Annotated in this window: 23 protein-coding genes and 1 pseudogene; 10 read left to right on the forward strand and 14 right to left on the reverse strand. The window is 36.6% G+C overall.

Features of this window, described 5'->3' with window-relative positions:
• Positions 1-6: 6 nt before the first annotated feature.
• Positions 7-365: pseudogene (locus AOC03_RS11925) on the forward strand (DNA cytosine methyltransferase); the annotation flags it as partial.
• A 12-nt stretch (positions 366-377) separates the two neighbouring features.
• Here AOC03_RS11925 and AOC03_RS11930 read toward each other — a convergent pair.
• Positions 378-1277 (reverse strand): hypothetical protein, encoded by a 900-nt coding sequence (locus AOC03_RS11930; RefSeq protein ID WP_062536792.1) that lies wholly within the window; start codon positions 1275-1277, stop codon positions 378-380.
• A 355-nt stretch (positions 1278-1632) separates the two neighbouring features.
• Positions 1633-2220 (reverse strand): DUF2247 family protein, encoded by a 588-nt coding sequence (locus tag AOC03_RS11935; protein ID WP_062536794.1) that lies wholly within the window; start codon positions 2218-2220, stop codon positions 1633-1635.
• A 105-nt stretch (positions 2221-2325) separates the two neighbouring features.
• On the opposite strand from AOC03_RS11935, the gene AOC03_RS11940 reads away from it, so the two are divergent.
• Complete coding sequence (locus AOC03_RS11940) at positions 2326-2619, forward strand: hypothetical protein (RefSeq protein ID WP_157049362.1); 294 nt, start codon at positions 2326-2328, stop codon at positions 2617-2619.
• A gap of 92 nt (positions 2620-2711) precedes the next feature.
• Here the strand turns inward: AOC03_RS11940 and AOC03_RS11945 are convergent, their stop codons facing one another.
• On the reverse strand, positions 2712-3281 hold the full coding sequence (locus tag AOC03_RS11945) for a hypothetical protein (RefSeq protein ID WP_062536799.1): 570 nt from the start codon (positions 3279-3281) through the stop codon (positions 2712-2714).
• A 90-nt stretch (positions 3282-3371) separates the two neighbouring features.
• Here AOC03_RS11945 and AOC03_RS11950 point away from each other — a divergent pair, with 90 nt between their 5' ends.
• Positions 3372-3590, forward strand: a complete 219-nt coding sequence (locus AOC03_RS11950; protein WP_062536801.1) for a DUF4926 domain-containing protein — start codon at positions 3372-3374, stop codon at positions 3588-3590.
• A 288-nt stretch (positions 3591-3878) separates the two neighbouring features.
• On the opposite strand, the gene AOC03_RS11955 is transcribed toward AOC03_RS11950, so the two are convergent.
• Entirely contained in the window at positions 3879-4202 is a 324-nt protein-coding gene (locus AOC03_RS11955) for a hypothetical protein (RefSeq protein WP_062536803.1), read from the reverse strand.
• A 316-nt stretch (positions 4203-4518) separates the two neighbouring features.
• On the opposite strand from AOC03_RS11955, the gene AOC03_RS11960 reads away from it, so the two are divergent.
• On the forward strand, positions 4519-5373 hold the full coding sequence (locus AOC03_RS11960) for a hypothetical protein (RefSeq protein ID WP_062536805.1): 855 nt from the start codon (positions 4519-4521) through the stop codon (positions 5371-5373).
• Positions 5374-5949: 576 nt separating this feature from the next.
• Here the strand turns inward: AOC03_RS11960 and AOC03_RS11965 are convergent.
• Positions 5950-6318, reverse strand: coding sequence for a hypothetical protein (locus AOC03_RS11965; RefSeq protein WP_062536807.1), 369 nt, complete (start codon positions 6316-6318; stop codon positions 5950-5952).
• A gap of 642 nt (positions 6319-6960) precedes the next feature.
• Here AOC03_RS11965 and AOC03_RS11970 point away from each other — a divergent pair.
• The gene (locus AOC03_RS11970) at positions 6961-7896 is read left to right on the forward strand and encodes an AraC family transcriptional regulator (protein ID WP_062536809.1); all 936 of its coding nucleotides are present in this window, start codon (positions 6961-6963) and stop codon (positions 7894-7896) included.
• Between the two features lie 153 nt (positions 7897-8049).
• On the opposite strand, the gene repM (AOC03_RS11975) is transcribed toward AOC03_RS11970, so the two are convergent.
• Positions 8050-9015, reverse strand: a complete 966-nt coding sequence (gene repM, locus AOC03_RS11975; protein WP_062536811.1) for a replication initiation protein RepM — start codon at positions 9013-9015, stop codon at positions 8050-8052.
• Between the two features lie 365 nt (positions 9016-9380).
• Positions 9381-11504, reverse strand: coding sequence for a MobA/MobL family protein (locus AOC03_RS11980; RefSeq protein ID WP_084785912.1), 2124 nt, complete (start codon positions 11502-11504; stop codon positions 9381-9383).
• Between the two features lie 294 nt (positions 11505-11798).
• Between AOC03_RS11980 and AOC03_RS11985 the strand changes: the two genes are divergently transcribed.
• Entirely contained in the window at positions 11799-12788 is a 990-nt protein-coding gene (locus AOC03_RS11985) for a DNA cytosine methyltransferase (RefSeq protein ID WP_062536815.1), read from the forward strand.
• Positions 12789-12800: 12 nt separating this feature from the next.
• Here AOC03_RS11985 and AOC03_RS11990 read toward each other — a convergent pair whose 3' ends face one another.
• Together AOC03_RS11990 and AOC03_RS11995 are read right to left on the reverse strand one after the other, a co-directional pair.
• Positions 12801-13700, reverse strand: a complete 900-nt coding sequence (locus tag AOC03_RS11990; protein WP_062536792.1) for a hypothetical protein — start codon at positions 13698-13700, stop codon at positions 12801-12803.
• Between the two features lie 355 nt (positions 13701-14055).
• The gene (locus tag AOC03_RS11995; protein WP_062536794.1) at positions 14056-14643 is read right to left on the reverse strand and encodes a DUF2247 family protein; all 588 of its coding nucleotides are present in this window, start codon (positions 14641-14643) and stop codon (positions 14056-14058) included.
• Between the two features lie 105 nt (positions 14644-14748).
• On the opposite strand from AOC03_RS11995, the gene AOC03_RS12000 reads away from it, so the two are divergent.
• Positions 14749-15042: a hypothetical protein gene (locus tag AOC03_RS12000; protein WP_157049362.1), complete on the forward strand. Its 294-nt coding sequence runs from the start codon at positions 14749-14751 to the stop codon at positions 15040-15042.
• Positions 15043-15134: 92 nt separating this feature from the next.
• On the opposite strand, the gene AOC03_RS12005 is transcribed toward AOC03_RS12000, so the two are convergent.
• Entirely contained in the window at positions 15135-15704 is a 570-nt protein-coding gene (locus AOC03_RS12005) for a hypothetical protein (protein ID WP_062536799.1), read from the reverse strand.
• Positions 15705-15794: 90 nt separating this feature from the next.
• Here AOC03_RS12005 and AOC03_RS12010 point away from each other — a divergent pair, with 90 nt between their 5' ends.
• A complete protein-coding gene (locus AOC03_RS12010) occupies positions 15795-16013 on the forward strand; it encodes a DUF4926 domain-containing protein (protein WP_062536801.1) in 219 nt (72 codons plus the stop codon).
• Between the two features lie 288 nt (positions 16014-16301).
• Here the strand turns inward: AOC03_RS12010 and AOC03_RS12015 are convergent, their stop codons facing one another.
• Positions 16302-16625 (reverse strand): hypothetical protein, encoded by a 324-nt coding sequence (locus tag AOC03_RS12015; RefSeq protein WP_062536803.1) that lies wholly within the window; start codon positions 16623-16625, stop codon positions 16302-16304.
• Between the two features lie 316 nt (positions 16626-16941).
• Here AOC03_RS12015 and AOC03_RS12020 point away from each other — a divergent pair, with 316 nt between their 5' ends.
• Positions 16942-17814: a hypothetical protein gene (locus tag AOC03_RS12020; protein ID WP_062536817.1), complete on the forward strand. Its 873-nt coding sequence runs from the start codon at positions 16942-16944 to the stop codon at positions 17812-17814.
• Between the two features lie 576 nt (positions 17815-18390).
• Here AOC03_RS12020 and AOC03_RS12025 read toward each other — a convergent pair.
• On the reverse strand, positions 18391-18759 hold the full coding sequence (locus AOC03_RS12025; protein WP_062536807.1) for a hypothetical protein: 369 nt from the start codon (positions 18757-18759) through the stop codon (positions 18391-18393).
• A gap of 642 nt (positions 18760-19401) precedes the next feature.
• On the opposite strand from AOC03_RS12025, the gene AOC03_RS12030 reads away from it, so the two are divergent.
• Positions 19402-20337, forward strand: coding sequence for an AraC family transcriptional regulator (locus tag AOC03_RS12030; protein WP_062536809.1), 936 nt, complete (start codon positions 19402-19404; stop codon positions 20335-20337).
• A gap of 153 nt (positions 20338-20490) precedes the next feature.
• Here AOC03_RS12030 and repM (AOC03_RS12035) read toward each other — a convergent pair whose 3' ends face one another.
• Positions 20491-21456 carry a replication initiation protein RepM gene (gene repM / locus AOC03_RS12035; protein WP_062536811.1) on the reverse strand — a complete coding sequence of 322 codons (966 nt, stop codon included), beginning with the start codon at positions 21454-21456 and terminating at the stop codon, positions 20491-20493.
• Positions 21457-21970: 514 nt separating this feature from the next.
• Complete coding sequence (locus AOC03_RS12040) at positions 21971-23932, reverse strand: MobA/MobL family protein (RefSeq protein ID WP_084785913.1); 1962 nt, start codon at positions 23930-23932, stop codon at positions 21971-21973.
• Between the last annotated feature and the right edge of the window lie 237 nt (positions 23933-24169).

Consider the following 24169-nt stretch of genomic DNA (forward strand, 5'->3'; position numbering starts at 1 on the left):
GCTACACCTAATCATGAGTACATGACTGGGGGCTTTTCACCGATGTATATGTCAAGAAACAGAGTCCGTTCATGGATGAACCTTCTTTTACGATCCAAGCAAGTGGTAGACAATCCCCTATACACCCTAGTGCGCCTAAAATGATTAAGATTGAGCAAGACATACATGAATTCGTATCAGGTCATGAATACAGAAGAATGAGTGTTAGGGAGAGTGCAAGAATACAAGGCTTTCCTGACAACTTCATTTTTAAATATAAAGACTTAAACGATGGCTATAAAATGATAGGCAATGCGGTTAATGTACAGTTCGCTAGAATCCTTGCTGACAGCATCAAAGACGCTATCAACAAGAGTTATGGCTAGTTTGGTTTAGAATTATTGTAAGCTCTCTACATCTATTTCTTCTAGAAAATTGGTATCGACACTCTGTGTAGTAATACCAATTTCGGCAAGCGCAGATTTTATAAATGGCATCATATGAGTTTCCCCTTGGTACTTGAGAGGAGACTCAAATATGAATTTTGGTACAAGCCTTCCATTGGATAAGCTCCACTCTATAGCAACGGCTAATGTTCTTTTGCCATCCGCTTTATTGGCTATCAGTCTGTAATTATTGGCTGTAAAGGCTAGGTAAACAGGCGGTGGTGTATAATTTGAAAGGTCAATGAGGTTATTTAATACGGATTGAGCATCTGAGAAATCAATGCTATCTCCCTCTAACAAATAATCCGCAACTCCCGAGTTTTCAATGACCAAATTACCAACCAAACCGTCTTTCCTACGTTTCGGCTGCTCAGTTCCTCTGTAAACCTTATCAACAATATCATTGGGTGACAGTTTTAGCTCAGAAGAGAGATTTCTTATCTTGTTAGTGATCTCTAACTTCCAACCGAGTGTAAAGAATAGGTCTTTAGGATTCTTTTGGGGCTTAACATATATCAATTTGCTTTGCCTAAACTGCTTCTCGATAGGCTTCATAGACTCTGTTAAGATTGATACCCAGTCGCAACCAAATAGGCTCTCTGCATCATTTGCAGTCATTTTATTTACTAAAAACTCTGCATCTGCTTTCTTGACAGTAATCTTAATACTGTCTTCTTCTTGTCCCATATTTCTCAAAGACACATAGATATCGGTTTTGCACTCTCCTCCAGAACCTTGAGTGGCGGGCTTACATGCAACTATCTCGCTATAGCTCTTGTCGCGCCATGATAGATTTTCGGAAGCGTTGAAAAGCTGCACTAGATGGCTTTCAAACTCATTATAACGAGGCATAATCTCATCCCAATTGATTAAAAAAGGATGATTGTACGATGTATTTCAATCATAAAGATAGTTAGCTTAAAGGCTTACTACTTCTAGAGAATAAGCTTATAGGTATTAACCCTATAATAGAAATATAGCTGAGCCAGTTAAGCTGAATAGCTGTTTTGAGTGCTGCAAATTCTGTTGATAAGTAATACCTGACAGACTGCTATAAGTAGTTCGCTTACAGCAGTCTAAAGTGAATGGTCAATTAGCTTATTTTAGAACCTAATTGACTAGTACGGTTGAGGTATACCGCAACATGATAAGATGACTAGGTAATATTTTGAGTTTTGACAGCATAGTTTGCGTCAATATGACAGTATCAGGTTTTTAACAGATAGCTATATGTCTCTAGATAGATTTGCCAGTGACTATATATTAGGTTGCTCATTCTTTTATTGCCACTTTCTTTAGTAGGCATATAACTAATAAACCCTATCATATCAGAAGGGTAGCTAAAATCATCATAAACACTGTTTACCTTATCAAAGTCAGCATCACTGTTAAGTCTGTTCTTAAATAACCAAAGTAAGATAATATATCGCAATCTATCATTTACACGTTCATCATCTATAATTATGGTGCCATCCTCTCTATTTACACCACTATAATCTATCTCTAAATATTGAACATAAGGGTTCAGATAGCTGCCGTTCAATAAAATATTAAGAGCAATTTCAAGTAAGTATTGACTATCAGGGTAGTTAATTAGGGAAACGTCAACTATCTTTCCTAAGTCTTGTAAATCTATTATCTTGCGACTGATAGCAAAATCGACTTCCTTCTCAGATAAGACAATATTGTTTTCTTTTAAAAAAGAAAACGGAATACTAATATTTTTCACGTTTAGTTTCTCTGTATCTTGAATGATGGTGGTTACGGCTGCCAGTTCGACTCCTGTATAGCGCACCGATCACGAATTGATGTAAATTAGCTCAATCGACAAGAATTTAGGGGTTCTACTGGCGCATAGTCAACGTACTCATAAAATCAGCTTAGATGGGAGGTAAAAATATTGAATAGAATCTTAGATTTATGCTCACATTTAGGCGAAAGCCTAAGGGGTAATGGTATTGATAATTTCGCTTTCCCTATGCGTGAAGTAGATAGTATTTTAGAGCTTTATAAAACTAATAGAGTACTAATTTTAGGTGGTGATATTTATATCAAAACATCATGTAAAAATTTTGCTCCATTTTATGCAAACTGGTTTTATGAAGGAAATGATATTGAAGATAGTATAATTAAAGCTAAAGACTACCTCAGAATTTTTAAAGGAAAAGATTTATATGTTTGCTTCGTAGCCTAAAAATTTATAGTTCGACTCCTTTATAGCGCACCGAACCAGTTAGAGCGCTTGATTGATTCCCTATAGATAAACCTTAATTTGTAAACAGCATTCTAAAGTCTTGCATGTATTAGTGATTTTGCAGTAATAGAATCAAGGTTTTCCTCTATCAGACTCCAGTTTTTTAAGTATTTTTCGTATTTAATTGGTAAATTATTATCATCGACTAAAGCCAACATGTAATATCCGTCAACGATTATTGCTATAAAATTGTTCCCACTATCAGCTACAACATATCCACCATTCATCATTTGCATCATAGACTGCGATACTTTTTTTAAATACATGATATTCATGGGTGTTTTAGCAATCATAAGCGGCTCAAATTTTTCAAATTCATTTTTTGAACAGTCATTATTGAGTGGAAACCAGAACAGAAAGCTACCTACATTATTGAATTTGTTGATTAAATCTGATAATAACTCAAACTGATATGGCTCATCAGAGTAATTAGAGAAATCTAAAAGCTGTACTTTATTTGGAAAAAAATTTGTATTAAAAGTCGCTTGATTTAGGTCTATAGCTCTTACTACGCCGTATAACCATGCGATTTCTTCTTCATTCAAGTAGTCATAAAAACCTTTCATTGGGTCATTGTCTTCAATCCATGGTCTATCTAGCATATTCAGTCTCCATACTTGTAGAACCATTTAGTTTTACTATCTATTCTATTATTCCCATAACAGAGTTTATGACAAATAAGGATTAGCAGTATGTTGAATATAAACGATGTTATTAAGGTATCAAAAGATATTCAAGAGAATATCAGATCGGGTGATGTGGGAACTGTAGTACATATCTTTGATGTGACTCCTCCCGTATATGAAATTGAATTTTCTGATGATCAGGGTCGTACAATTGAAACTGTACCTTTGAAAGAAGAAGATATAAGTCTTTATTGGGTTGCCAGCACTAAAAAATATTCTAATTAGTTGTCTCGATCATTAAGTACACTCAGATGTACATTGATTCAATCTAAAATCCCATATACATTGAAATCACTTAGCTACAGGCAAAGAGTCAAGTCCTCACTAGGGAACCGAACTCATTAAGTTAGTTTGGCGCGCTTACCATAGGGAGGTCAGATCTAATCTAGGTATACGCTGCCGCCGTCAAAAATGGGATATTTTGAGATAGTAATTAATAATCGGAGCGATTCAAAATGATAATAACCTTGCAGAAACCCTTTAATATTTAATGGATTACTCGCTTTTCCATACTTACTGTACTCCGCGTGCTCGTGTTTGATCTAAGTTCGAGTTATTTTCATTGACAGTATCCGTATCATCGGCCTTTTGCTCATTTTCTACATTGCCATTACTGGAATAGTATGTTGTCCCTCCTGCACCTTCTGTGTCTTCTATAGAAGCAGTCATTTGATCTTCAGCGTCGTCCTCTTTTTGCACAGGTTTCATTTCGCTAGACTCCGTATTGGTAGCCGGCTCTTCTGTCTCACTACTGCAAGCGCTGAGACCAACGACACTCACCAAAAACATTATCCATAATTTATTTTGAAACGCCTTACTTAATATTAATATTTTCATTTCAATATCCTTATTATAGTTAAGGAAGAAAGGTTTAAGAATGGGCTGATTTCATATGACGCGACGATGGCAGAGCAATCGATAGCTTTCTATTAATTTATACTAAACTCTAGGACGTTCGAGAGTATTTACGTACACCGATTGTGTACGGATAAAAGTACAATAGATTATGGTTAGTTATCGAATAATCTATAGATTTTATCGGGGTAAACTTTGTTGGTGTTTATTTACATTAAAGCACTGAACAAAAAACGGTCGTAGCTTAGTATTAAGTCTCCATCTTTTTACCCTAAAATTATAATGAGGACTTTGAGTCATGGCCGATAAATCTGTTAATCAAAATAGCATAGAGAGCGCCTTAGAGTCTCTTGAGAACACAACAGAATCTCTTTCAAATGATGCAGTGACGGGTGTAGAAGTTCTAAAAGGCGATACTGTAGTGTATGAAGATGGCGATTTTGACGATTACAATGCTGTTAACGACTATGAAACCGATACAGAAGATAAGTCTGATACAGAAGATAAGTCTGATACAGAAGATAAGTCTGATACAGAAGATAAGTCTGATACAGAAGATAAGTCTGATACAGAAGATAAGTCTGATACAGAAGATAAGTCTGATGCAGAAGATAAGTCTGATGCAGAAGATAAGTCTGATACAGAAGATAAGTCTGATGCAGAAGATAAGTCTGATACAGAAGATAAGTCTGATACAGAAGATAAGTCTGATACAGAAGATAAGTCTGATGCAGAAGATAAGTCTGATACAGAAGATAAGTCTGATGCAGAAGATAAGCACAGCTTGACGATAAATAGTATCTATCAATGGGCTACTAAGCTTAAAGATGACCTTATGTCTGATAAAGAGAATAATTCTGATTCTGACCAAGAAGCCAAGCACGGTACGACGATAGCTAATATCTATCATTGGGCTTCTAAACTTAAAGATGATCTTCTATCTGAAACTTCAGGTATGACTCACGAAGTTTCAGAAAAAGCCGTCGCTATGCTGCTTAATAGACTTCTGGATAGCATGAACGCTGAGTTAGAAGCTTTTGATAAGAAAATAGAAGACTCTGAAGGATCAGTAGATAACGCGGAAGAAGAACGCAATAAGATTACTACTAAGAAAGAAAAGTACCAAGGAATGATAGACCAACTGGAAAGTTAATTGGCAATTACTCATAACGCTATTGGATAAACAGTAGCAGTACGAAATATTTTATTAAGACTAGACATACTGAATTATCTATCGTAAATAAGGATTTATTATGAACTTCATTTCTAGAAATAAACTGAAATCATTGGTAACATCTGTACATTATAATTCTAGCTGTACTTGTCCGAAATGTGGATACACCTGTTCATCGACTTGTGATAAATGCGGTATGTGTTCGAAATGCTGTCAGTGTGGGGAAAAGTAATAAACCTTACGACTTATAGCTTTACATACATTACTCATAAAATCTAAAAAAGCAGCACACAGAATCTATTCTATGTGCTGATTTTTTATTTACTTAATACGTGGAACTCAATATATTAATTATTATCAGAGTTATAACTTTCTAAAACCCATCACTTTTTCTTCTTCTAAACGGTAGAAGAGTTTAAATAATATATACATGTAAAGTATACAAGCCCCAAAGTTAAACACTGCTCACTCTTATTTCCATAGTCTCAAAATAATTAGGAAATATAATTTCCACCACAGAATATCGGCTTAATAAATGAGCTATAACTTGTTAGCTTAATGTACTTGAGTTGACTCATTATTATGGATTTTTTCCCACACCTCTTTGAACTGCAAATCAAAACTTTCGTAATACAGCGCTTCATCTTGCTTCTCTAAACCTTGTCGATAAGTGCAGTCAGCTAAAATAATTAGACCGCTCTTAATTAAGTCCAGTTCATGAGAAGATAAGTTTGTATATTCGTTACTCAGGGATTTTATTTTTAAGCACAATTCGAACAGCTCTAAACTAACTTCTTCATAATCATGCTCTCTTTTTTCTTCTGTTAATTCCATACTTTTTTTGGCTTTTTTTGTCATCATAATCAACAAACCACTATTGATTAAATCCAGTTCATAATTTGAAAAATAAAAATAATTATTCATATTGTTTTTTTCCTGTCGGAAGTTAACGAAGCTTCCACCTTAGGGAATAAAAGAATCAGTACATTAAAAAAAATGCGATCGTTATTAGTTATTTAATACGATCGCACTATAAAAACTCCCTTCTATCTTTTTCTTATTGTTTTATTTTTTTGTATACCTATAAGATAAGCTACCTCATAAATAGTTTGCAAACAAAAATTGCGATCTTGGACTATAACTAAAAATAAATAACCAGCGAACACATGTTCGCTGGTTATTTGTGGAAAAAATTTAATTTTTTAAAATAGTCTCGATACGAACGAACAGATAATATGATAGTTATTTATAAAAATAAACCAAAAAATTTCTTAATAAACAACTATCAAACCGGGTATACGACAAAGAGACAGGGCGAATACGTGCTCATAAAATATAGATCTAATTAATAAGTAGACATGATGTGCTATAACGTAAATATGTATATATTATTATGAAAAAGAACATAAGTTTTCTTATTTTTTCAAAGTGTATTAAAAACCATACAATTTATACCTAACCACAACCTACTGTTTTTAAAATCAATCTTTTGCTTGGTTAATGATTAGTAGATGAAGATGCTAATAGTAGTGTTTTGCTGAATATAAATTATCAAGGACATGATAAATGGACGTGCTTAGTACGTTATTCCAGCAAAGGCAGCACTTAAGTGAAACTAAATATTATGGTGTAAAGTTTTCAGGCGATTGGGCGTATTCAATAAAGAGTAGCAATGCGATATATTTCTACTTAGTTCAGGCGGGTAGCTGTTGTATAAGCATAGGAGGTGCAACAAGAAAAATGTATGCCGGTGATGTTGTTATGATTGCTAACGGCGATAAACATGTATGTTATGCATTAGATTATCATGGAGACGAAGCTAAGCCGCTGGATAGGATATCGCTTAACTGTAACCAAGATATTATTACGGTCTCTGAGGAGAGTACGCTAAATGTGCAATTAATATTGGTTGAGTGCCAATATGATAAAGACCCACTTTTACCCTTATTATCTGCGTTGCCTGCTATTTTGCCTGAAGATAACGATAGTCACAAAAGTCAGCCTAAAACGTTTGATGTTGCAGTTAAGTTTATTACGTTAGAATCTGAGTGTGAGCGTTTGGGCAAACTTGCGATGATTAATCTTTGGGTAAACATAGTGATGATTGAGTGCTTACGTACCTATATTGAAAGCTTACCTGAGACATCAGACAGTTGGTTAATAGCAATGAGGGAGCCGTACTTATCTAAGGTGCTGATTTTAATGCATGATAAACCAGATTATAGCTGGACTACCCATGAGCTTGCTAAAGAGGCTGGAATGTCTCGTTCAAGTTTTTCTCAGCGGTTTAGAGAGACCGTTGGTACACCACCATTGACTTATTTAACTGATTACCGCTTACGTCTTGCCGCCAGTCACCTTCGTTTGCGACAAAATAATATTGGTCAAATTAGTGAGATGGTTGGTTATGCCTCAAACTCAACTTTTAGTCAGGCATTTAAGCGAGTATATGGTATGTCTCCAAAAGCGTATCAGCAGCAAAAAGTTGTCACCAGGATTTAATCCTATCTTTAATTTGTCATTAGATAGGACTTAAAAATATTTCATCTTGTTCCCTCATGCATGCAATAGCTCAATCTATTAGCGTATATAACACACAGTTGAAGCTTCAAGTCCTCACTAGGGAACAGTGTTTACTCAATATATTTACGAGCTCTAATATTCAAGATACTCTCTAAGAGGACGTTTCTTGAACTGTGAAGCATCTTTTTTAAGACGATTGATCATCTCAAACTCCCATGCTTTAGGGTCTTGACCGGCTGGACTGGTAGAGCTGACCATGTGATTATAATCGGCAACAAAGCTAGGATTACGAGCAATACGCCCTAATTGATTGTCGTTTAACTCTTCAATTACGAACATATCAGCTATATTATTATCTCTACCGTCTTGCAATTTTGACTCTCTCGTCTTAGGTTTTTCAAGTACCTTGAATCTGAATCCTATAATCTTGCTTTTTTCCTTTTCTTGCTTATAATTTACTCTTAAGTCTGTTTTTTCGTTAATCTCAGCAACAGCAGCGTCTAACACACGTCGCTTGAAATCACTCATACGTTGATAATCACTGACTCCTAAGCCCAACTGACCTCTAAAAACCTCTAACTCAAATAATGGTGTTTTCTTTGCTTTTCGCCATTGAATTAAAAGCTCATACAGGCGTACTGAATATACACTATTTAGTGTTGCTGTCTGACCTAACAGGTACTTAGTAAAGAAGTTTTTTAAACCATCAATGCGCGTTATCTCTTTGACGACTGCTGGCGTAAGAATTATTTCAATTGCACCGTCACCTCTTATATACTCAACTTGACTTACCCAACGTGTTTTTACTTGGTTGTCTCGCTTATTTACAAATGAAAAACGACGTTCAAAGAGCGTTGTTTCTGCGGCTAACAATACGTCGTAAGCTGTATCAATATCTACATCAAAACATTCTGCATAACGCTTAGCAGATATGCGTAAAGGACTGTCTGCTGTTAATCCTGTCTGCGTTTCTCTACTATCAATAATAGCCACTTGTATCAATCTAATTTCAACTAATGATAAGTTTTGTATAGCTGTATTCAAACGATTAGATTTGACTACTAAATCACTCATGTTCTCATTTTTGTCGGATTTCATTAGCAAACCTTCCTAATCTATTTTATTAAAGTATAAGCGACAGAATAATATATTGTCGTCATCAAGTCAAATATTATCACGACTCATCATACCCGATAGATGTCGTCATCATACCCGATAGATGTCGTCATCATACCCGATAGATGTCGTCATCATACCCGATAGATGTCGTCATCACTCCTCTACAGCCTCCTATTTTCAATACTTAACGACCACTTAAAAGCATTAAAAGCATTAAAAGCATTAAAAGCATTTTGGTTGTTGATAACTGATTAAAAAGACAAAAGAAAATGAGGGGTTAAAACTTACTCAATGATCAGAATTTAAGCTTAAAATCTAGATTGAAAAAATAATTAAAGGAAGAATTAACGCCTTAGTTTATAAGTAAGTGTTGGTCGACGTTCACTCATATCATCATATGAACGATTTAACGTCCACAGTTGCTCTTTAGACAGCTCATTGCCATAACCCTTAGTAAAATTATTTAAAGACCCTTGTAGCGCCTCTGTGTGCGTTGTATACATAACAGGAATCTGAAAATTAGGAATACCGAAGCACGCTATTCGATAAGCTTCTACCGTACGGTTAATTATTTTGCCACGATGTTCACGCGCTAATGTTTTATTTGTCTCAACAGTGGTTTCATTGTTGATGTAATCATCTAGTTTCTGTAAGTAATTGACCGCAGTAGCAACGACTTTCACCATATCTGTAGTGGCATTGAGTCTCTCAATAGGAAGTCGGATTTGGTCTTTGTGGTCTTCTCTTTGCTTATCTAAAGCCTGTACGAAGTCTTCAAATTCTTGTTTAATCGCGTTGTATTGCGCTCGCTCGGTTTTTGGATCACGTAATAAATTAACCATTTCTTGATTGGTGCTTCTAAAATCTGCGGTCATCAACTGAGTGATACGCTGATGATAACTATGAATCTCTTCACCTTCATGCCGTTCTAGCTGACAGTCTTTAGAAAACTGATCGAGTAAGTCACTTTGGCGGTAATCAAATTTGTCTGGATAGTCATCAGGATCTTCCATCCACTTGGCTTTAAGGCGATTGGTGTCATTGTGACGAAAGACAAAAAGCAAGGCTAACTGCTGTTTGTTTCGCTCAGCTCGCTGATAAGCGTCTTCAACTTGTCGATCTCTGTATCGCGTTTCTCTATCACCTCTTGTTGCTGCGCTATCAAATCGTCTTTTTTGTTCAGCAAGTCGAGTAGCTCTTGCTCGGCTTGCGTGGTCATCGAAAGGGCTTGGGGCTGGGGTTCTGTTAGCGCTTTCTGCAATGATGTTATTGATAACGATTGCTTGTTGTTGGTCTCTTTCAACTCTTTGTTGGCTTCTATCAGTGATTTCGATGAGGCGTTTAGCTCGTTTATTTGCCCATTCAGCGTTAGAAAGGTTTGCTTCAGCGACGCTTTGGTTGAGTTGACTTCGGCGAGCTGCCGATGCAATGTCTCGTTGGCTACTTTCAATTCGCTGTTGGCTGTCATCAAGGCATTTGATGACTTGTTGATGTCGATGAGCTGTCCAGTCAATTCTTTCACCTGACCACTCAATGTATTCATGAACATGTCGCTCATCTTCGCTCCTTAGTTTGGTGATCGCTTTGCGCTGATTGATGACCCTAATAGCTCGGTTCTCATTACCCTTATCCGTTTTGATGCCCTTGCGTTCCATATGAGTGGCATCAACGCCCATTTTGATGGTTGGCAGACGGTCTAAACCCTGATCTTTAAAACTGCGGGCATCCAATGGCGTGATATCCAGTTCTACTAACGCTTTGTTTGCCATATCTACCCATAACTGCCGAATGTCTTTGATTTCTTGAATAGAAGACTGCAAGTTATTTTCAGCACGTTTCTTGTTTGACCACTCAAACGGTATCTTGAATTGCTTATCAAAGAACAGGCTGCCGTTTGCGTCCAGCTGCGCCTCTCGGGTGGTGACTAAAATATGCGCGTGATAATTGCGCGGGTCTGCGCCACGAGCCACTTCTTTCTTGCTAGGCGAATGAATGGCACAATCGGCAATAATGTTGTATTTGTCCGCTAAGGCTTGGGCGAACTCATGTGCTAATGACTTGCGTTTGTCTTCGTTTAATTCGTGAGGCAGATTAACCAGCCATTCTCTAGCGACTCGACTGTCGGATCGCCCCTCGACGTTTTCAGCTTTATTCCATATTTCCTCACGGCTGACCATCACACCTTTGGCTTGTAGCGTACTGGGTAAAATAATATCTGCACTCATCACTCCTGATTTTTTTGAGTAGTCATGTGTTTTGTCATAGCGCACATCGTTAAGAATGACACCGGCACGATAAGCGGCAGAAGCAACGGCAGATTGCCCTGCTTTTCTGGAAATTGCTTTGGTCTCAATGTGGACGATTGCCATAATCAGCTGCCGAAGTATTGGTTTTTGGACACCACGCTTTTGGTGGTGTTTGGGGCTTGGGGTGTCCCCAACGAAAAAGGATTCTAGATAATCGAGCATACCGTAGGGGTGATTGAATATCTAGAGTCGTTATTTCGCCCTTGCAGGGGGCTTAAAAAAAATAAAAACACGAATTCATACTAAAAAACCTGTAATTCATACTAAAAAATCTGTAATTCGTATAAAAAAACCTGTAATTCGTGTTTTTACTAAAAAGGATGATGGTTACAAAAAAAGCACCCAATTATTAATTAAGGGCTGATGAATGTAGAAATATTATTTATGAAAAAACTGGCCTTTTAGAGCAAACTATGAAAAAATGCGCCTGTATTTTTATATCTAAAAGGCAAGTCGATGAGCTACAAAGTTGCATCTCTATTTTCGGGAGCAGGTGGTCTTGATTTAGGGTTTCAAGAGTCAGGTTTTGATATCATTTACGCCAATGAAAAGGATAAGAATATTTGGGAAACTTACGAGTTAAATCATCCTGACACTTACCTTGATAGAAGATCAATTACAGATGTACAATCTGCTGACATACCTACTGTTGATGGAATAATAGGCGGGCCTCCTTGTCAAAGCTGGAGTGCTGGTGGTTCAAAACGAGGCATTGAAGACCCTAGAGGACAGCTATTTTTTGATTTCATTCGAATTTTGGAAGAGAAGCAACCAAAGTTTTTTTTAGCTGAAAATGTCAGTGGCATGTTGGCTAAAAGACATGAAGAGTCGTTGGAAAATATAATGGAACTACTAGGGGCTGCTGGTTATGACATTTTCTTTAGCACACTGAACGCTGCTGACTATGGTGTTGCCCAAGATAGGAAGCGAGTTATATTTATTGGTTTTAGAAAAGATTTGAAGATAGATTATAGCTTTCCACCTCCTATAGAAAAGAAGAAGTACCTAAAGGATATAATTCTCGATCTATCCGATAGTGCTTTACCTGCGTTAAACAAGTCAAAACCTAATATTGAGTTGGCTACACCTAATCATGAGTACATGACTGGGGGCTTTTCACCGATGTATATGTCAAGAAACAGAGTCCGTTCATGGGATGAACCTTCTTTTACGATCCAAGCAAGTGGTAGACAATCCCCTATACACCCTAGTGCGCCTAAAATGATTAAGATTGAGCAAGACATACATGAATTCGTATCAGGTCATGAATACAGAAGAATGAGTGTTAGGGAGAGTGCAAGAATACAAGGCTTTCCTGACAACTTCATTTTTAAATATAAAGACTTAAACGATGGCTATAAAATGATAGGCAATGCGGTTAATGTACAGTTCGCTAGAATCCTTGCTGACAGCATCAAAGACGCTATCAACAAGAGTTATGGCTAGTTTGGTTTAGAATTATTGTAAGCTCTCTACATCTATTTCTTCTAGAAAATTGGTATCGACACTCTGTGTAGTAATACCAATTTCGGCAAGCGCAGATTTTATAAATGGCATCATATGAGTTTCCCCTTGGTACTTGAGAGGAGACTCAAATATGAATTTTGGTACAAGCCTTCCATTGGATAAGCTCCACTCTATAGCAACGGCTAATGTTCTTTTGCCATCCGCTTTATTGGCTATCAGTCTGTAATTATTGGCTGTAAAGGCTAGGTAAACAGGCGGTGGTGTATAATTTGAAAGGTCAATGAGGTTATTTAATACGGATTGAGCATCTGAGAAATCAATGCTATCTCCCTCTAACAAATAATCCGCAACTCCCGAGTTTTCAATGACCAAATTACCAACCAAACCGTCTTTCCTACGTTTCGGCTGCTCAGTTCCTCTGTAAACCTTATCAACAATATCATTGGGTGACAGTTTTAGCTCAGAAGAGAGATTTCTTATCTTGTTAGTGATCTCTAACTTCCAACCGAGTGTAAAGAATAGGTCTTTAGGATTCTTTTGGGGCTTAACATATATCAATTTGCTTTGCCTAAACTGCTTCTCGATAGGCTTCATAGACTCTGTTAAGATTGATACCCAGTCGCAACCAAATAGGCTCTCTGCATCATTTGCAGTCATTTTATTTACTAAAAACTCTGCATCTGCTTTCTTGACAGTAATCTTAATACTGTCTTCTTCTTGTCCCATATTTCTCAAAGACACATAGATATCGGTTTTGCACTCTCCTCCAGAACCTTGAGTGGCGGGCTTACATGCAACTATCTCGCTATAGCTCTTGTCGCGCCATGATAGATTTTCGGAAGCGTTGAAAAGCTGCACTAGATGGCTTTCAAACTCATTATAACGAGGCATAATCTCATCCCAATTGATTAAAAAAGGATGATTGTACGATGTATTTCAATCATAAAGATAGTTAGCTTAAAGGCTTACTACTTCTAGAGAATAAGCTTATAGGTATTAACCCTATAATAGAAATATAGCTGAGCCAGTTAAGCTGAATAGCTGTTTTGAGTGCTGCAAATTCTGTTGATAAGTAATACCTGACAGACTGCTATAAGTAGTTCGCTTACAGCAGTCTAAAGTGAATGGTCAATTAGCTTATTTTAGAACCTAATTGACTAGTACGGTTGAGGTATACCGCAACATGATAAGATGACTAGGTAATATTTTGAGTTTTGACAGCATAGTTTGCGTCAATATGACAGTATCAGGTTTTTAACAGATAGCTATATGTCTCTAGATAGATTTGCCAGTGACTATATATTAGGTTGCTCATTCTTTTATTGCCACTTTCTTTAGTAGGCATATAACTAATAAACCCTATCATATCAGAAGGGTAGCTAAAATCATCATAAACACTGTTTACCTTATCAAAGTCAGCATCACTGTTAAGTCTGTTCTTAAATAACCAAAGTAAGATAATATATCGCAATCTATCATTTACACGTTCATCATCTATAATTATGGTGCCATCCTCTCTATTTACACCACTATAATCTATCTCTAAATATTGAACATAAGGGTTCAGATAGCTGCCGTTCAATAAAATATTAAGAGCAATTTCAAGTAAGTATTGACTATCAGGGTAGTTAATTAGGGAAACGTCAACTATCTTTCCTAAGTCTTGTAAATCTATTATCTTGCGACTGATAGCAAAATCGACTTCCTTCTCAGATAAGACAATATTGTTTTCTTTTAAAAAAGAAAACGGAATACTAATATTTTTCACGTTTAGTTTCTCTGTATCTTGAATGATGGTGGTTACGGCTGCCAGTTCGACTCCTGTATAGCGCACCGATCACGAATTGATGTAAATTAGCTCAATCGACAAGAATTTAGGGGTTCTACTGGCGCATAGTCAACGTACTCATAAAATCAGCTTAGATGGGAGGTAAAAATATTGAATAGAATCTTAGATTTATGCTCACATTTAGGCGAAAGCCTAAGGGGTAATGGTATTGATAATTTCGCTTTCCCTATGCGTGAAGTAGATAGTATTTTAGAGCTTTATAAAACTAATAGAGTACTAATTTTAGGTGGTGATATTTATATCAAAACATCATGTAAAAATTTTGCTCCATTTTATGCAAACTGGTTTTATGAAGGAAATGATATTGAAGATAGTATAATTAAAGCTAAAGACTACCTCAGAATTTTTAAAGGAAAAGATTTATATGTTTGCTTCGTAGCCTAAAAATTTATAGTTCGACTCCTTTATAGCGCACCGAACCAGTTAGAGCGCTTGATTGATTCCCTATAGATAAACCTTAATTTGTAAACAGCATTCTAAAGTCTTGCATGTATTAGTGATTTTGCAGTAATAGAATCAAGGTTTTCCTCTATCAGACTCCAGTTTTTTAAGTATTTTTCGTATTTAATTGGTAAATTATTATCATCGACTAAAGCCAACATGTAATATCCGTCAACGATTATTGCTATAAAATTGTTCCCACTATCAGCTACAACATATCCACCATTCATCATTTGCATCATAGACTGCGATACTTTTTTTAAATACATGATATTCATGGGTGTTTTAGCAATCATAAGCGGCTCAAATTTTTCAAATTCATTTTTTGAACAGTCATTATTGAGTGGAAACCAGAACAGAAAGCTACCTACATTATTGAATTTGTTGATTAAATCTGATAATAACTCAAACTGATATGGCTCATCAGAGTAATTAGAGAAATCTAAAAGCTGTACTTTATTTGGAAAAAAATTTGTATTAAAAGTCGCTTGATTTAGGTCTATAGCTCTTACTACGCCGTATAACCATGCGATTTCTTCTTCATTCAAGTAGTCATAAAAACCTTTCATTGGGTCATTGTCTTCAATCCATGGTCTATCTAGCATATTCAGTCTCCATACTTGTAGAACCATTTAGTTTTACTATCTATTCTATTATTCCCATAACAGAGTTTATGACAAATAAGGATTAGCAGTATGTTGAATATAAACGATGTTATTAAGGTATCAAAAGATATTCAAGAGAATATCAGATCGGGTGATGTGGGAACTGTAGTACATATCTTTGATGTGACTCCTCCCGTATATGAAATTGAATTTTCTGATGATCAGGGTCGTACAATTGAAACTGTACCTTTGAAAGAAGAAGATATAAGTCTTTATTGGGTTGCCAGCACTAAAAAATATTCTAATTAGTTGTCTCGATCATTAAGTACACTCAGATGTACATTGATTCAATCTAAAATCCCATATACATTGAAATCACTTAGCTACAGGCAAAGAGTCAAGTCCTCACTAGGGAACCGAACTCATTAAGTTAGTTTGGCGCGCTTACCATAGGGAGGTCAGATCTAATCTAGGTATACGCTGCCGCCGTCAAAAATGGGATATTTTGAGATAGTAATTAATAATCGGAGCGATTCAAAATGATAATAACCTTGCAGAAACCCTTTAATATTTAATGGATTACTCGCTTTTCCATACTTACTGTACTCCGCGTGCTCGTGTTTGATCTAAGTTCGAGTTATTTTCATTGACAGTATCCGTATCATCGGCCTTTTGCTCATTTTCTACATTGCCATTACTGGAATAGTATGTTGTCCCTCCTGCACCTTCTGTGTCTTCTATAGAAGCAGTCATTTGATCTTCAGCGTCGTCCTCTTTTTGCACAGGTTTCATTTCGCTAGACTCCGTATTGGTAGCCGGCTCTTCTGTCTCACTACTGCAAGCGCTGAGACCAACGACACTCACCAAAAACATTATCCATAATTTATTTTGAAACGCCTTACTTAATATTAATATTTTCATTTCAATATCCTTATTATAGTTAAGGAAGAAAGGTTTAAGAATGGGCTGATTTCATATGACGCGACGATGGCAGAGCAATCGATAGCTTTCTATTAATTTATACTAAACTCTAGGACGTTCGAGAGTATTTACGTACACCGATTGTGTACGGATAAAAGTACAATAGATTATGGTTAGTTATCGAATAATCTATAGATTTTATCGGGGTAAACTTTGTTGGTGTTTATTTACATTAAAGCACTGAACAAAAAACGGTCGTAGCTTAGTATTAAGTCTCCATCTTTTTACCCTAAAATTATAATGAGGACTTTGAGTCATGGCCGATAAATCTGTTAATCAAAATAGCATAGAGAGCGCCTTAGAGTCTCTTGAGAACACAACAGAATCTCTTTCAAATGATGCAGTGACGGGTGTAGAAGTTCTAAAAGGCGATACTGTAGTGTATGAAGATGGCGATTTTGACGATTACAATGCTGTTAACGACTATGAAACCGATACAGAAGATAAGTCTGATACAGAAGATAAGTCTGATACAGAAGATAAGTCTGATACAGAAGATAAGTCTGATACAGAAGATAAGTCTGATACAGAAGATAAGTCTGATACAGAAGATAAGTCTGATGCAGAAGATAAGTCTGATGCAGAAGATAAGTCTGATACAGAAGATAAGTCTGATGCAGAAGATAAGTCTGATACAGAAGATAAGTCTGATACAGAAGATAAGTCTGATACAGAAGATAAGTCTGATGCAGAAGATAAGTCTGATACAGAAGATAAGTCTGATACAGAAGATAAGTCTGATGCAGAAGATAAGCACAGCTTGACGATAAATAGTATCTATCAATGGGCTACTAAGCTTAAAGATGACCTTATGTCTGATAAAGAGAATAATTCTGATTCTGACCAAGAAGCCAAGCACGGTACGACGATAGCTAATATCTATCATTGGGCTTCTAAACTTAAAGATGATCTTCTATCTGAAACTTCAGGTATGACTCACGAAGTTTCAGAAAAAGCCGTCGCTATGCTGCTTAATAGACTTCTGGATAGCATGAACGCTGAGTTAGAAGCTTTTGATAAGAAAATAGAAGACTCTGAAGGATCAGTAGATAACGCGGAAGAAGAACGCAATAAGATTACTACTAAGAAAGAAAAGTACCAAGGAATGATAGACCAACTGGAAAGTTAATTGGCAATTACTCATAACGCTATTGGATAAACAGTAGCAGTACGAAATATTTTATTAAGACTAGACATACTGAATTATCTATCGTAAATAAGGATTTATTATGAACTTCATTTCTAGAAATAAACTGAAATCATTGGTAACATCTGTACATTATAATTCTAGCTGTACTTGTCCGAAATGTGGATACACCTGTTCATCGACTTGTGATAAATGCGGTATGTGTTCGAAATGCTGTCAGTGTGGGGAAAAGTAATAAACCTTACGACTTATAGCTTTACATACATTACTCATAAAATCTAAAAAAGCAGCACACAGAATCTATTCTATGTGCTGATTTTTTATTTACTTAATACGTGGAACTCAATATATTAATTATTATCAGAGTTATAACTTTCTAAAACCCATCACTTTTTCTTCTTCTAAACGGTAGAAGAGTTTAAATAATATATACATGTAAAGTATACAAGCCCCAAAGTTAAACACTGCTCACTCTTATTTCCATAGTCTCAAAATAATTAGGAAATATAATTTCCACCACAGAATATCGGCTTAATAAATGAGCTATAACTTGTTAGCTTAATGTACTTGAGTTGACTCATTATTATGGATTTTTTCCCACACCTCTTTGAACTGCAAATCAAAACTTTCGTAATACAGCGCTTCATCTTGCTTCTCTAAACCTTGTCGATAAGTGCAGTCAGCTAAAATAATTAGACCGCTCTTAATTAAGTCCAGTTCATGAGAAGATAAGTTTGTATATTCGTTACTCAGGGATTTTATTTTTAAGCACAATTCGAACAGCTCTAAACTAACTTCTTCATAATCATGCTCTCTTTTTTCTTCTGTTAATTCCATACTTTTTTTGGCTTTTTTTGTCATCATAATCAACAAACCACTATTGATTAAATCCAGTTCATAATTTGAAAAATAAAAATAATTATTCATATTGTTTTTTTCCTGTCGGAAGTTAACGAAGCTTCCACCTTAGGGAATAAAAGAATCAGTACATTAAAAAAAATGCGATCGTTATTAGTTATTTAATACGATCGCACTATAAAAACTCCCTTCTATCTTTTTCTTATTGTTTTATTTTTTTGTATACCTATAAGATAAGCTACCTCATAAATAGTTTGCAAACAAAAATTGCGATCTTGGACTATAACTAAAAATAAATAACCAGCGAACACATGTTCGCTGGTTATTTGTGGAAAAAATTTAATTTTTTAAAATAGTCTCGATACGAACGAACAGATAATATGATAGTTATTTATAAAAATAAACCAAAAAATTTCTTAATAAACAACTATCAAACCGGGTATACGACAAAGAGACAGGGCGAATACGTGCTCATAAAATATAGATCTAATTAATAAGTAGACATGATGTGCTATAACGTAAATATGTATATATTATTATGAAAAAGAACATAAGTTTTCTTATTTTTTCAAAGTGTATTAAAAACCATACAATTTATACCTAACCACAACCTACTGTTTTTAAAATCAATCTTTTGCTTGGTTAATGATTAGTAGATGAAGATGCTAATAGTAGTGTTTTGCTGAATATAAATTATCAAGGACATGATAAATGGACGTGCTTAGTACGTTATTCCAGCAAAGGCAGCACTTAAGTGAAACTAAATATTATGGTGTAAAGTTTTCAGGCGATTGGGCGTATTCAATAAAGAGTAGCAATGCGATATATTTCTACTTAGTTCAGGCGGGTAGCTGTTGTATAAGCATAGGAGGTGCAACAAGAAAAATGTATGCCGGTGATGTTGTTATGATTGCTAACGGCGATAAACATGTATGTTATGCATTAGATTATCATGGAGACGAAGCTAAGCCGCTGGATAGGATATCGCTTAACTGTAACCAAGATATTATTACGGTCTCTGAGGAGAGTACGCTAAATGTGCAATTAATATTGGTTGAGTGCCAATATGATAAAGACCCACTTTTACCCTTATTATCTGCGTTGCCTGCTATTTTGCCTGAAGATAACGATAGTCACAAAAGTCAGCCTAAAACGTTTGATGTTGCAGTTAAGTTTATTACGTTAGAATCTGAGTGTGAGCGTTTGGGCAAACTTGCGATGATTAATCTTTGGGTAAACATAGTGATGATTGAGTGCTTACGTACCTATATTGAAAGCTTACCTGAGACATCAGACAGTTGGTTAATAGCAATGAGGGAGCCGTACTTATCTAAGGTGCTGATTTTAATGCATGATAAACCAGATTATAGCTGGACTACCCATGAGCTTGCTAAAGAGGCTGGAATGTCTCGTTCAAGTTTTTCTCAGCGGTTTAGAGAGACCGTTGGTACACCACCATTGACTTATTTAACTGATTACCGCTTACGTCTTGCCGCCAGTCACCTTCGTTTGCGACAAAATAATATTGGTCAAATTAGTGAGATGGTTGGTTATGCCTCAAACTCAACTTTTAGTCAGGCATTTAAGCGAGTATATGGTATGTCTCCAAAAGCGTATCAGCAGCAAAAAGTTGTCACCAGGATTTAATCCTATCTTTAATTTGTCATTAGATAGGACTTAAAAATATTTCATCTTGTTCCCTCATGCATGCAATAGCTCAATCTATTAGCGTATATAACACACAGTTGAAGCTTCAAGTCCTCACTAGGGAACAGTGTTTACTCAATATATTTACGAGCTCTAATATTCAAGATACTCTCTAAGAGGACGTTTCTTGAACTGTGAAGCATCTTTTTTAAGACGATTGATCATCTCAAACTCCCATGCTTTAGGGTCTTGACCGGCTGGACTGGTAGAGCTGACCATGTGATTATAATCGGCAACAAAGCTAGGATTACGAGCAATACGCCCTAATTGATTGTCGTTTAACTCTTCAATTACGAACATATCAGCTATATTATTATCTCTACCGTCTTGCAATTTTGACTCTCTCGTCTTAGGTTTTTCAAGTACCTTGAATCTGAATCCTATAATCTTGCTTTTTTCCTTTTCTTGCTTATAATTTACTCTTAAGTCTGTTTTTTCGTTAATCTCAGCAACAGCAGCGTCTAACACACGTCGCTTGAAATCACTCATACGTTGATAATCACTGACTCCTAAGCCCAACTGACCTCTAAAAACCTCTAACTCAAATAATGGTGTTTTCTTTGCTTTTCGCCATTGAATTAAAAGCTCATACAGGCGTACTGAATATACACTATTTAGTGTTGCTGTCTGACCTAACAGGTACTTAGTAAAGAAGTTTTTTAAACCATCAATGCGCGTTATCTCTTTGACGACTGCTGGCGTAAGAATTATTTCAATTGCACCGTCACCTCTTATATACTCAACTTGACTTACCCAACGTGTTTTTACTTGGTTGTCTCGCTTATTTACAAATGAAAAACGACGTTCAAAGAGCGTTGTTTCTGCGGCTAACAATACGTCGTAAGCTGTATCAATATCTACATCAAAACATTCTGCATAACGCTTAGCAGATATGCGTAAAGGACTGTCTGCTGTTAATCCTGTCTGCGTTTCTCTACTATCAATAATAGCCACTTGTATCAATCTAATTTCAACTAATGATAAGTTTTGTATAGCTGTATTCAAACGATTAGATTTGACTACTAAATCACTCATGTTCTCATTTTTGTCGGATTTCATTAGCAAACCTTCCTAATCTATTTTATTAAAGTATAAGCGACAGAATAATATATTGTCGTCATCAAGTCAAATATTATCACGACTCATCATACCCGATAGATGTCGTCATCATACCCGATAGATGTCGTCATCATACCCGATAGATGTCGTCATCATACCCGATAGATGTCGTCATCACTCCTCTACAGCCTCCTATTTTCAATACTTAACGACCACTTAAAAGCATTAAAAGCATTAAAAGCATTAAAAGCTTTTGGTTGTGATAACTGATTAAAAAAAAAAGAAAATGAGGGGTTAAAACTTACTCAATGATCAGAATGTAAGCTAAAATCTAGATTGAAAAAATAATTAAAAGAAGAATTAGCGCCTTGGTTTATAAGTAAGTGTTGGTGACGTTCACTCATATCATCAATGAAGATTTAACGTCCACTGTTGCTCTTTAGATAGCTCGTTGCCATAACCCTAGTAAAATTATTTAAAGCACTTGTAGCGTCTCTGAGTGCGTTCTATAATATCAGGTCTGAAAGTTCGGAATACCGAAGCACGCTATTCGATAAGCTTCTACCGTACGGTTAATTGTTTTGCCACGATGTTCACGCGCTAATGTTTTATTTGTCTCAACAGTGGTTTCATTGTTGATGTAATCATCTAGTTTCTGTAAGTAATTGACCGCAGTAGCAACGACTTTCACCATATCTGTAGTGGCATTGAGTCTCTCAATAGGAAGTCGGATTTGGTCTTTGTGGTCTTCTCTTTGCTTATCTAAAGCCTGTACGAAGTCTTCAAATTCTTGTTTAATCGCGTTGTATTGCGCTCGCTCGGTTTTTGGATCACGTAATAAATTAACCATTTCTTGATTGGTGCTTCTAAAATCTGCGGTCATCAACTGAGTGATACGCTGATGATAACTATGAATCTCTTCACCTTCATGCCGTTCTAGCTGACAGTCTTTAGAAAACTGATCGAGTAAGTCACTTTGGCGGTAATCAAATTTGTCTGGATAGTCATCAGGATCTTCCATCCACTTGGCTTTAAGGCGATTGGTGTCATTGTGACGAAAGACAAAAAGCAAGGCTAACTGCTGTTTGTTTCGCTCAGCTCGCTGATAAGCGTCTTCAACTTGTCGATCTCTGTATCGCGTTTCTCTATCACCTCTTGTTGCTGCGCTATCAAATCGTCTTTTTTGTTCAGCAAGTCGAGTAGCTCTTGCTCGGCTTGCGTGGTCATCGAAAGGGCTTGGGGCTGGGGTTCTGTTAGCGCTTTCTGCAATGATTTTATTGATGACGATTGCTTGTTGTTGGTCTCTTGCAATGCTTTGTTGACTTGTGCCAGTGATTTTGATGAGGCGTTTAGCTCGTTTATTTGCCCATTCAGCGTTAGAAAGGTTTGCTTCAGCGACGCTTTGGTTGAGTTGACTTCGGCGAGCTGCCGATGCAATGCCTCGTTTGCTACTTTCAATTCGCTGTTGGCTGTCATCAAGGCATTTGATGACTTGTTGATGTCGATGAGCTGTCCACTCAATTCTTTCACATGACCACTCAATGTATTCATGAACATGTCGCTCATCTTCGCTCCTTAGTTTATTGATCGCTTTGCGCTGATTGATGACCCTAATAGCTCGGTTCTCATTGCCCTTGTCCGTTTTGATGCCCTTGCGTTCCATATGAGTGGCATCAACGCCCATTTTGATGGTTGGCAGACGGTCTAAACCCTGATCTTTAAAACTGCGGGCATCCAATGGCGTGATATCCAGTTCTACTAACGCTTTGTTTGCCATATCTACCCATAACTGCCGAATGTCTTTGATTTCTTGAATAGAAGACTGCAAGTTATTTTCAGCACGTTTCTTGTTTGACCACTCAAACGGTATCTTGAATTGCTTATCAAAGAACAGGCTGCCGTTTGCGTCCAGCTGCGCCTCTCGGGTGGTGACTAAAATATGCGCGTGATAATTGCGCGGGTCTGCGCCACGAGCCACTTCTTTCTTGCTAGGCGAATGAATGGCACAATCGGCAATAATGTTGTATTTGTCCGCTAAGGCTTGGGCGAACTCATGTGCTAATGACTTGCGTTTGTCTTCGTTTAATTCGTGAGGCAGATTAACCAGCCATTCTCTAGCGACTCGACTGTCGGATCGCCCCTCGACGTTTTCAGCTTTATTCCATATTTCCTCACGGCTGACCATCACACCTTTGGCTTGTAGCGTACTGGGTAAAATAATATCTGCACTCATCACTCCTGATTTTTTTGAGTAGTCATGTGTTTTGTCATAGCGCACATCGTTAAGAATGACACCGGCACGATAAGCGGCAGAAGCAACGGCAGATTGCCCTGCTTTTCTGGAAATTGCTTTGGTCTCAATGTGGACGATTGCCATAATCAGCTGCCGAAGTATTGGTTTTTGGACACCACGCTTTTGGTGGTGTTTGGGGCTTGGGGTGTCCCCAACGAAAAAGGATTCTAGATAATCGAGCATACCGTAGGGGTGATTGAATATCTAGAGTCGTTATTTCGCCCTTGCAGGGGGCTTAAAAAAAATAAAAACACGAATTCATACTAAAAAACCTGTAATTCGTATAAAAAAACCTGTAATTCGTATAAAAAAACCTGTAATTCGTGTTTTTACTAATAAGGGTTATGGTTACAAAAAAAGACTCTAATTAATAAGCGAGTGAGGGCTTTTGAGTATCTATGTAGCATCAGAAAAAAACTG

The sequence above is a fragment of the Psychrobacter urativorans genome, assembly GCF_001298525.1.
Classification (GTDB): Bacteria; Pseudomonadota; Gammaproteobacteria; order Pseudomonadales; family Moraxellaceae; genus Psychrobacter; species Psychrobacter urativorans_A.

Bases quoted from the DNA above. Each gene is read 5' to 3' on its own strand.
- AOC03_RS12030 (WP_062536809.1), top strand. From the start codon at position 19,402: ATGGACGTGCTTAGTACGTTATTCCAGCAAAGGCAGCACTTAAGTGAA.
- AOC03_RS11965 (WP_062536807.1), bottom strand. From the start codon at position 6,318: ATGAATAATTATTTTTATTTTTCAAATTATGAACTGGATTTAATCAAT.
- AOC03_RS11985 (WP_062536815.1), top strand. From the start codon at position 11,799: ATGAGCTACAAAGTTGCATCTCTATTTTCGGGAGCAGGTGGTCTTGAT.
- AOC03_RS12015 (WP_062536803.1), bottom strand. From the start codon at position 16,625: ATGAAAATATTAATATTAAGTAAGGCGTTTCAAAATAAATTATGGATA.
- AOC03_RS11950 (WP_062536801.1), top strand. From the start codon at position 3,372: ATGTTGAATATAAACGATGTTATTAAGGTATCAAAAGATATTCAAGAG.
- AOC03_RS11930 (WP_062536792.1), bottom strand. From the start codon at position 1,277: ATGCCTCGTTATAATGAGTTTGAAAGCCATCTAGTGCAGCTTTTCAAC.
- repM (WP_062536811.1), bottom strand. From the start codon at position 9,015: ATGAAATCCGACAAAAATGAGAACATGAGTGATTTAGTAGTCAAATCT.
- repM (WP_062536811.1), bottom strand. From the start codon at position 21,456: ATGAAATCCGACAAAAATGAGAACATGAGTGATTTAGTAGTCAAATCT.
- AOC03_RS11970 (WP_062536809.1), top strand. From the start codon at position 6,961: ATGGACGTGCTTAGTACGTTATTCCAGCAAAGGCAGCACTTAAGTGAA.
- AOC03_RS12010 (WP_062536801.1), top strand. From the start codon at position 15,795: ATGTTGAATATAAACGATGTTATTAAGGTATCAAAAGATATTCAAGAG.
- AOC03_RS11960 (WP_062536805.1), top strand. From the start codon at position 4,519: ATGGCCGATAAATCTGTTAATCAAAATAGCATAGAGAGCGCCTTAGAG.
- AOC03_RS11955 (WP_062536803.1), bottom strand. From the start codon at position 4,202: ATGAAAATATTAATATTAAGTAAGGCGTTTCAAAATAAATTATGGATA.
- AOC03_RS11980 (WP_084785912.1), bottom strand. From the start codon at position 11,504: ATGCTCGATTATCTAGAATCCTTTTTCGTTGGGGACACCCCAAGCCCC.
- AOC03_RS12025 (WP_062536807.1), bottom strand. From the start codon at position 18,759: ATGAATAATTATTTTTATTTTTCAAATTATGAACTGGATTTAATCAAT.
- AOC03_RS12020 (WP_062536817.1), top strand. From the start codon at position 16,942: ATGGCCGATAAATCTGTTAATCAAAATAGCATAGAGAGCGCCTTAGAG.
- AOC03_RS11945 (WP_062536799.1), bottom strand. From the start codon at position 3,281: ATGCTAGATAGACCATGGATTGAAGACAATGACCCAATGAAAGGTTTT.
- AOC03_RS11990 (WP_062536792.1), bottom strand. From the start codon at position 13,700: ATGCCTCGTTATAATGAGTTTGAAAGCCATCTAGTGCAGCTTTTCAAC.
- AOC03_RS12040 (WP_084785913.1), bottom strand. From the start codon at position 23,932: ATGCTCGATTATCTAGAATCCTTTTTCGTTGGGGACACCCCAAGCCCC.
- AOC03_RS12005 (WP_062536799.1), bottom strand. From the start codon at position 15,704: ATGCTAGATAGACCATGGATTGAAGACAATGACCCAATGAAAGGTTTT.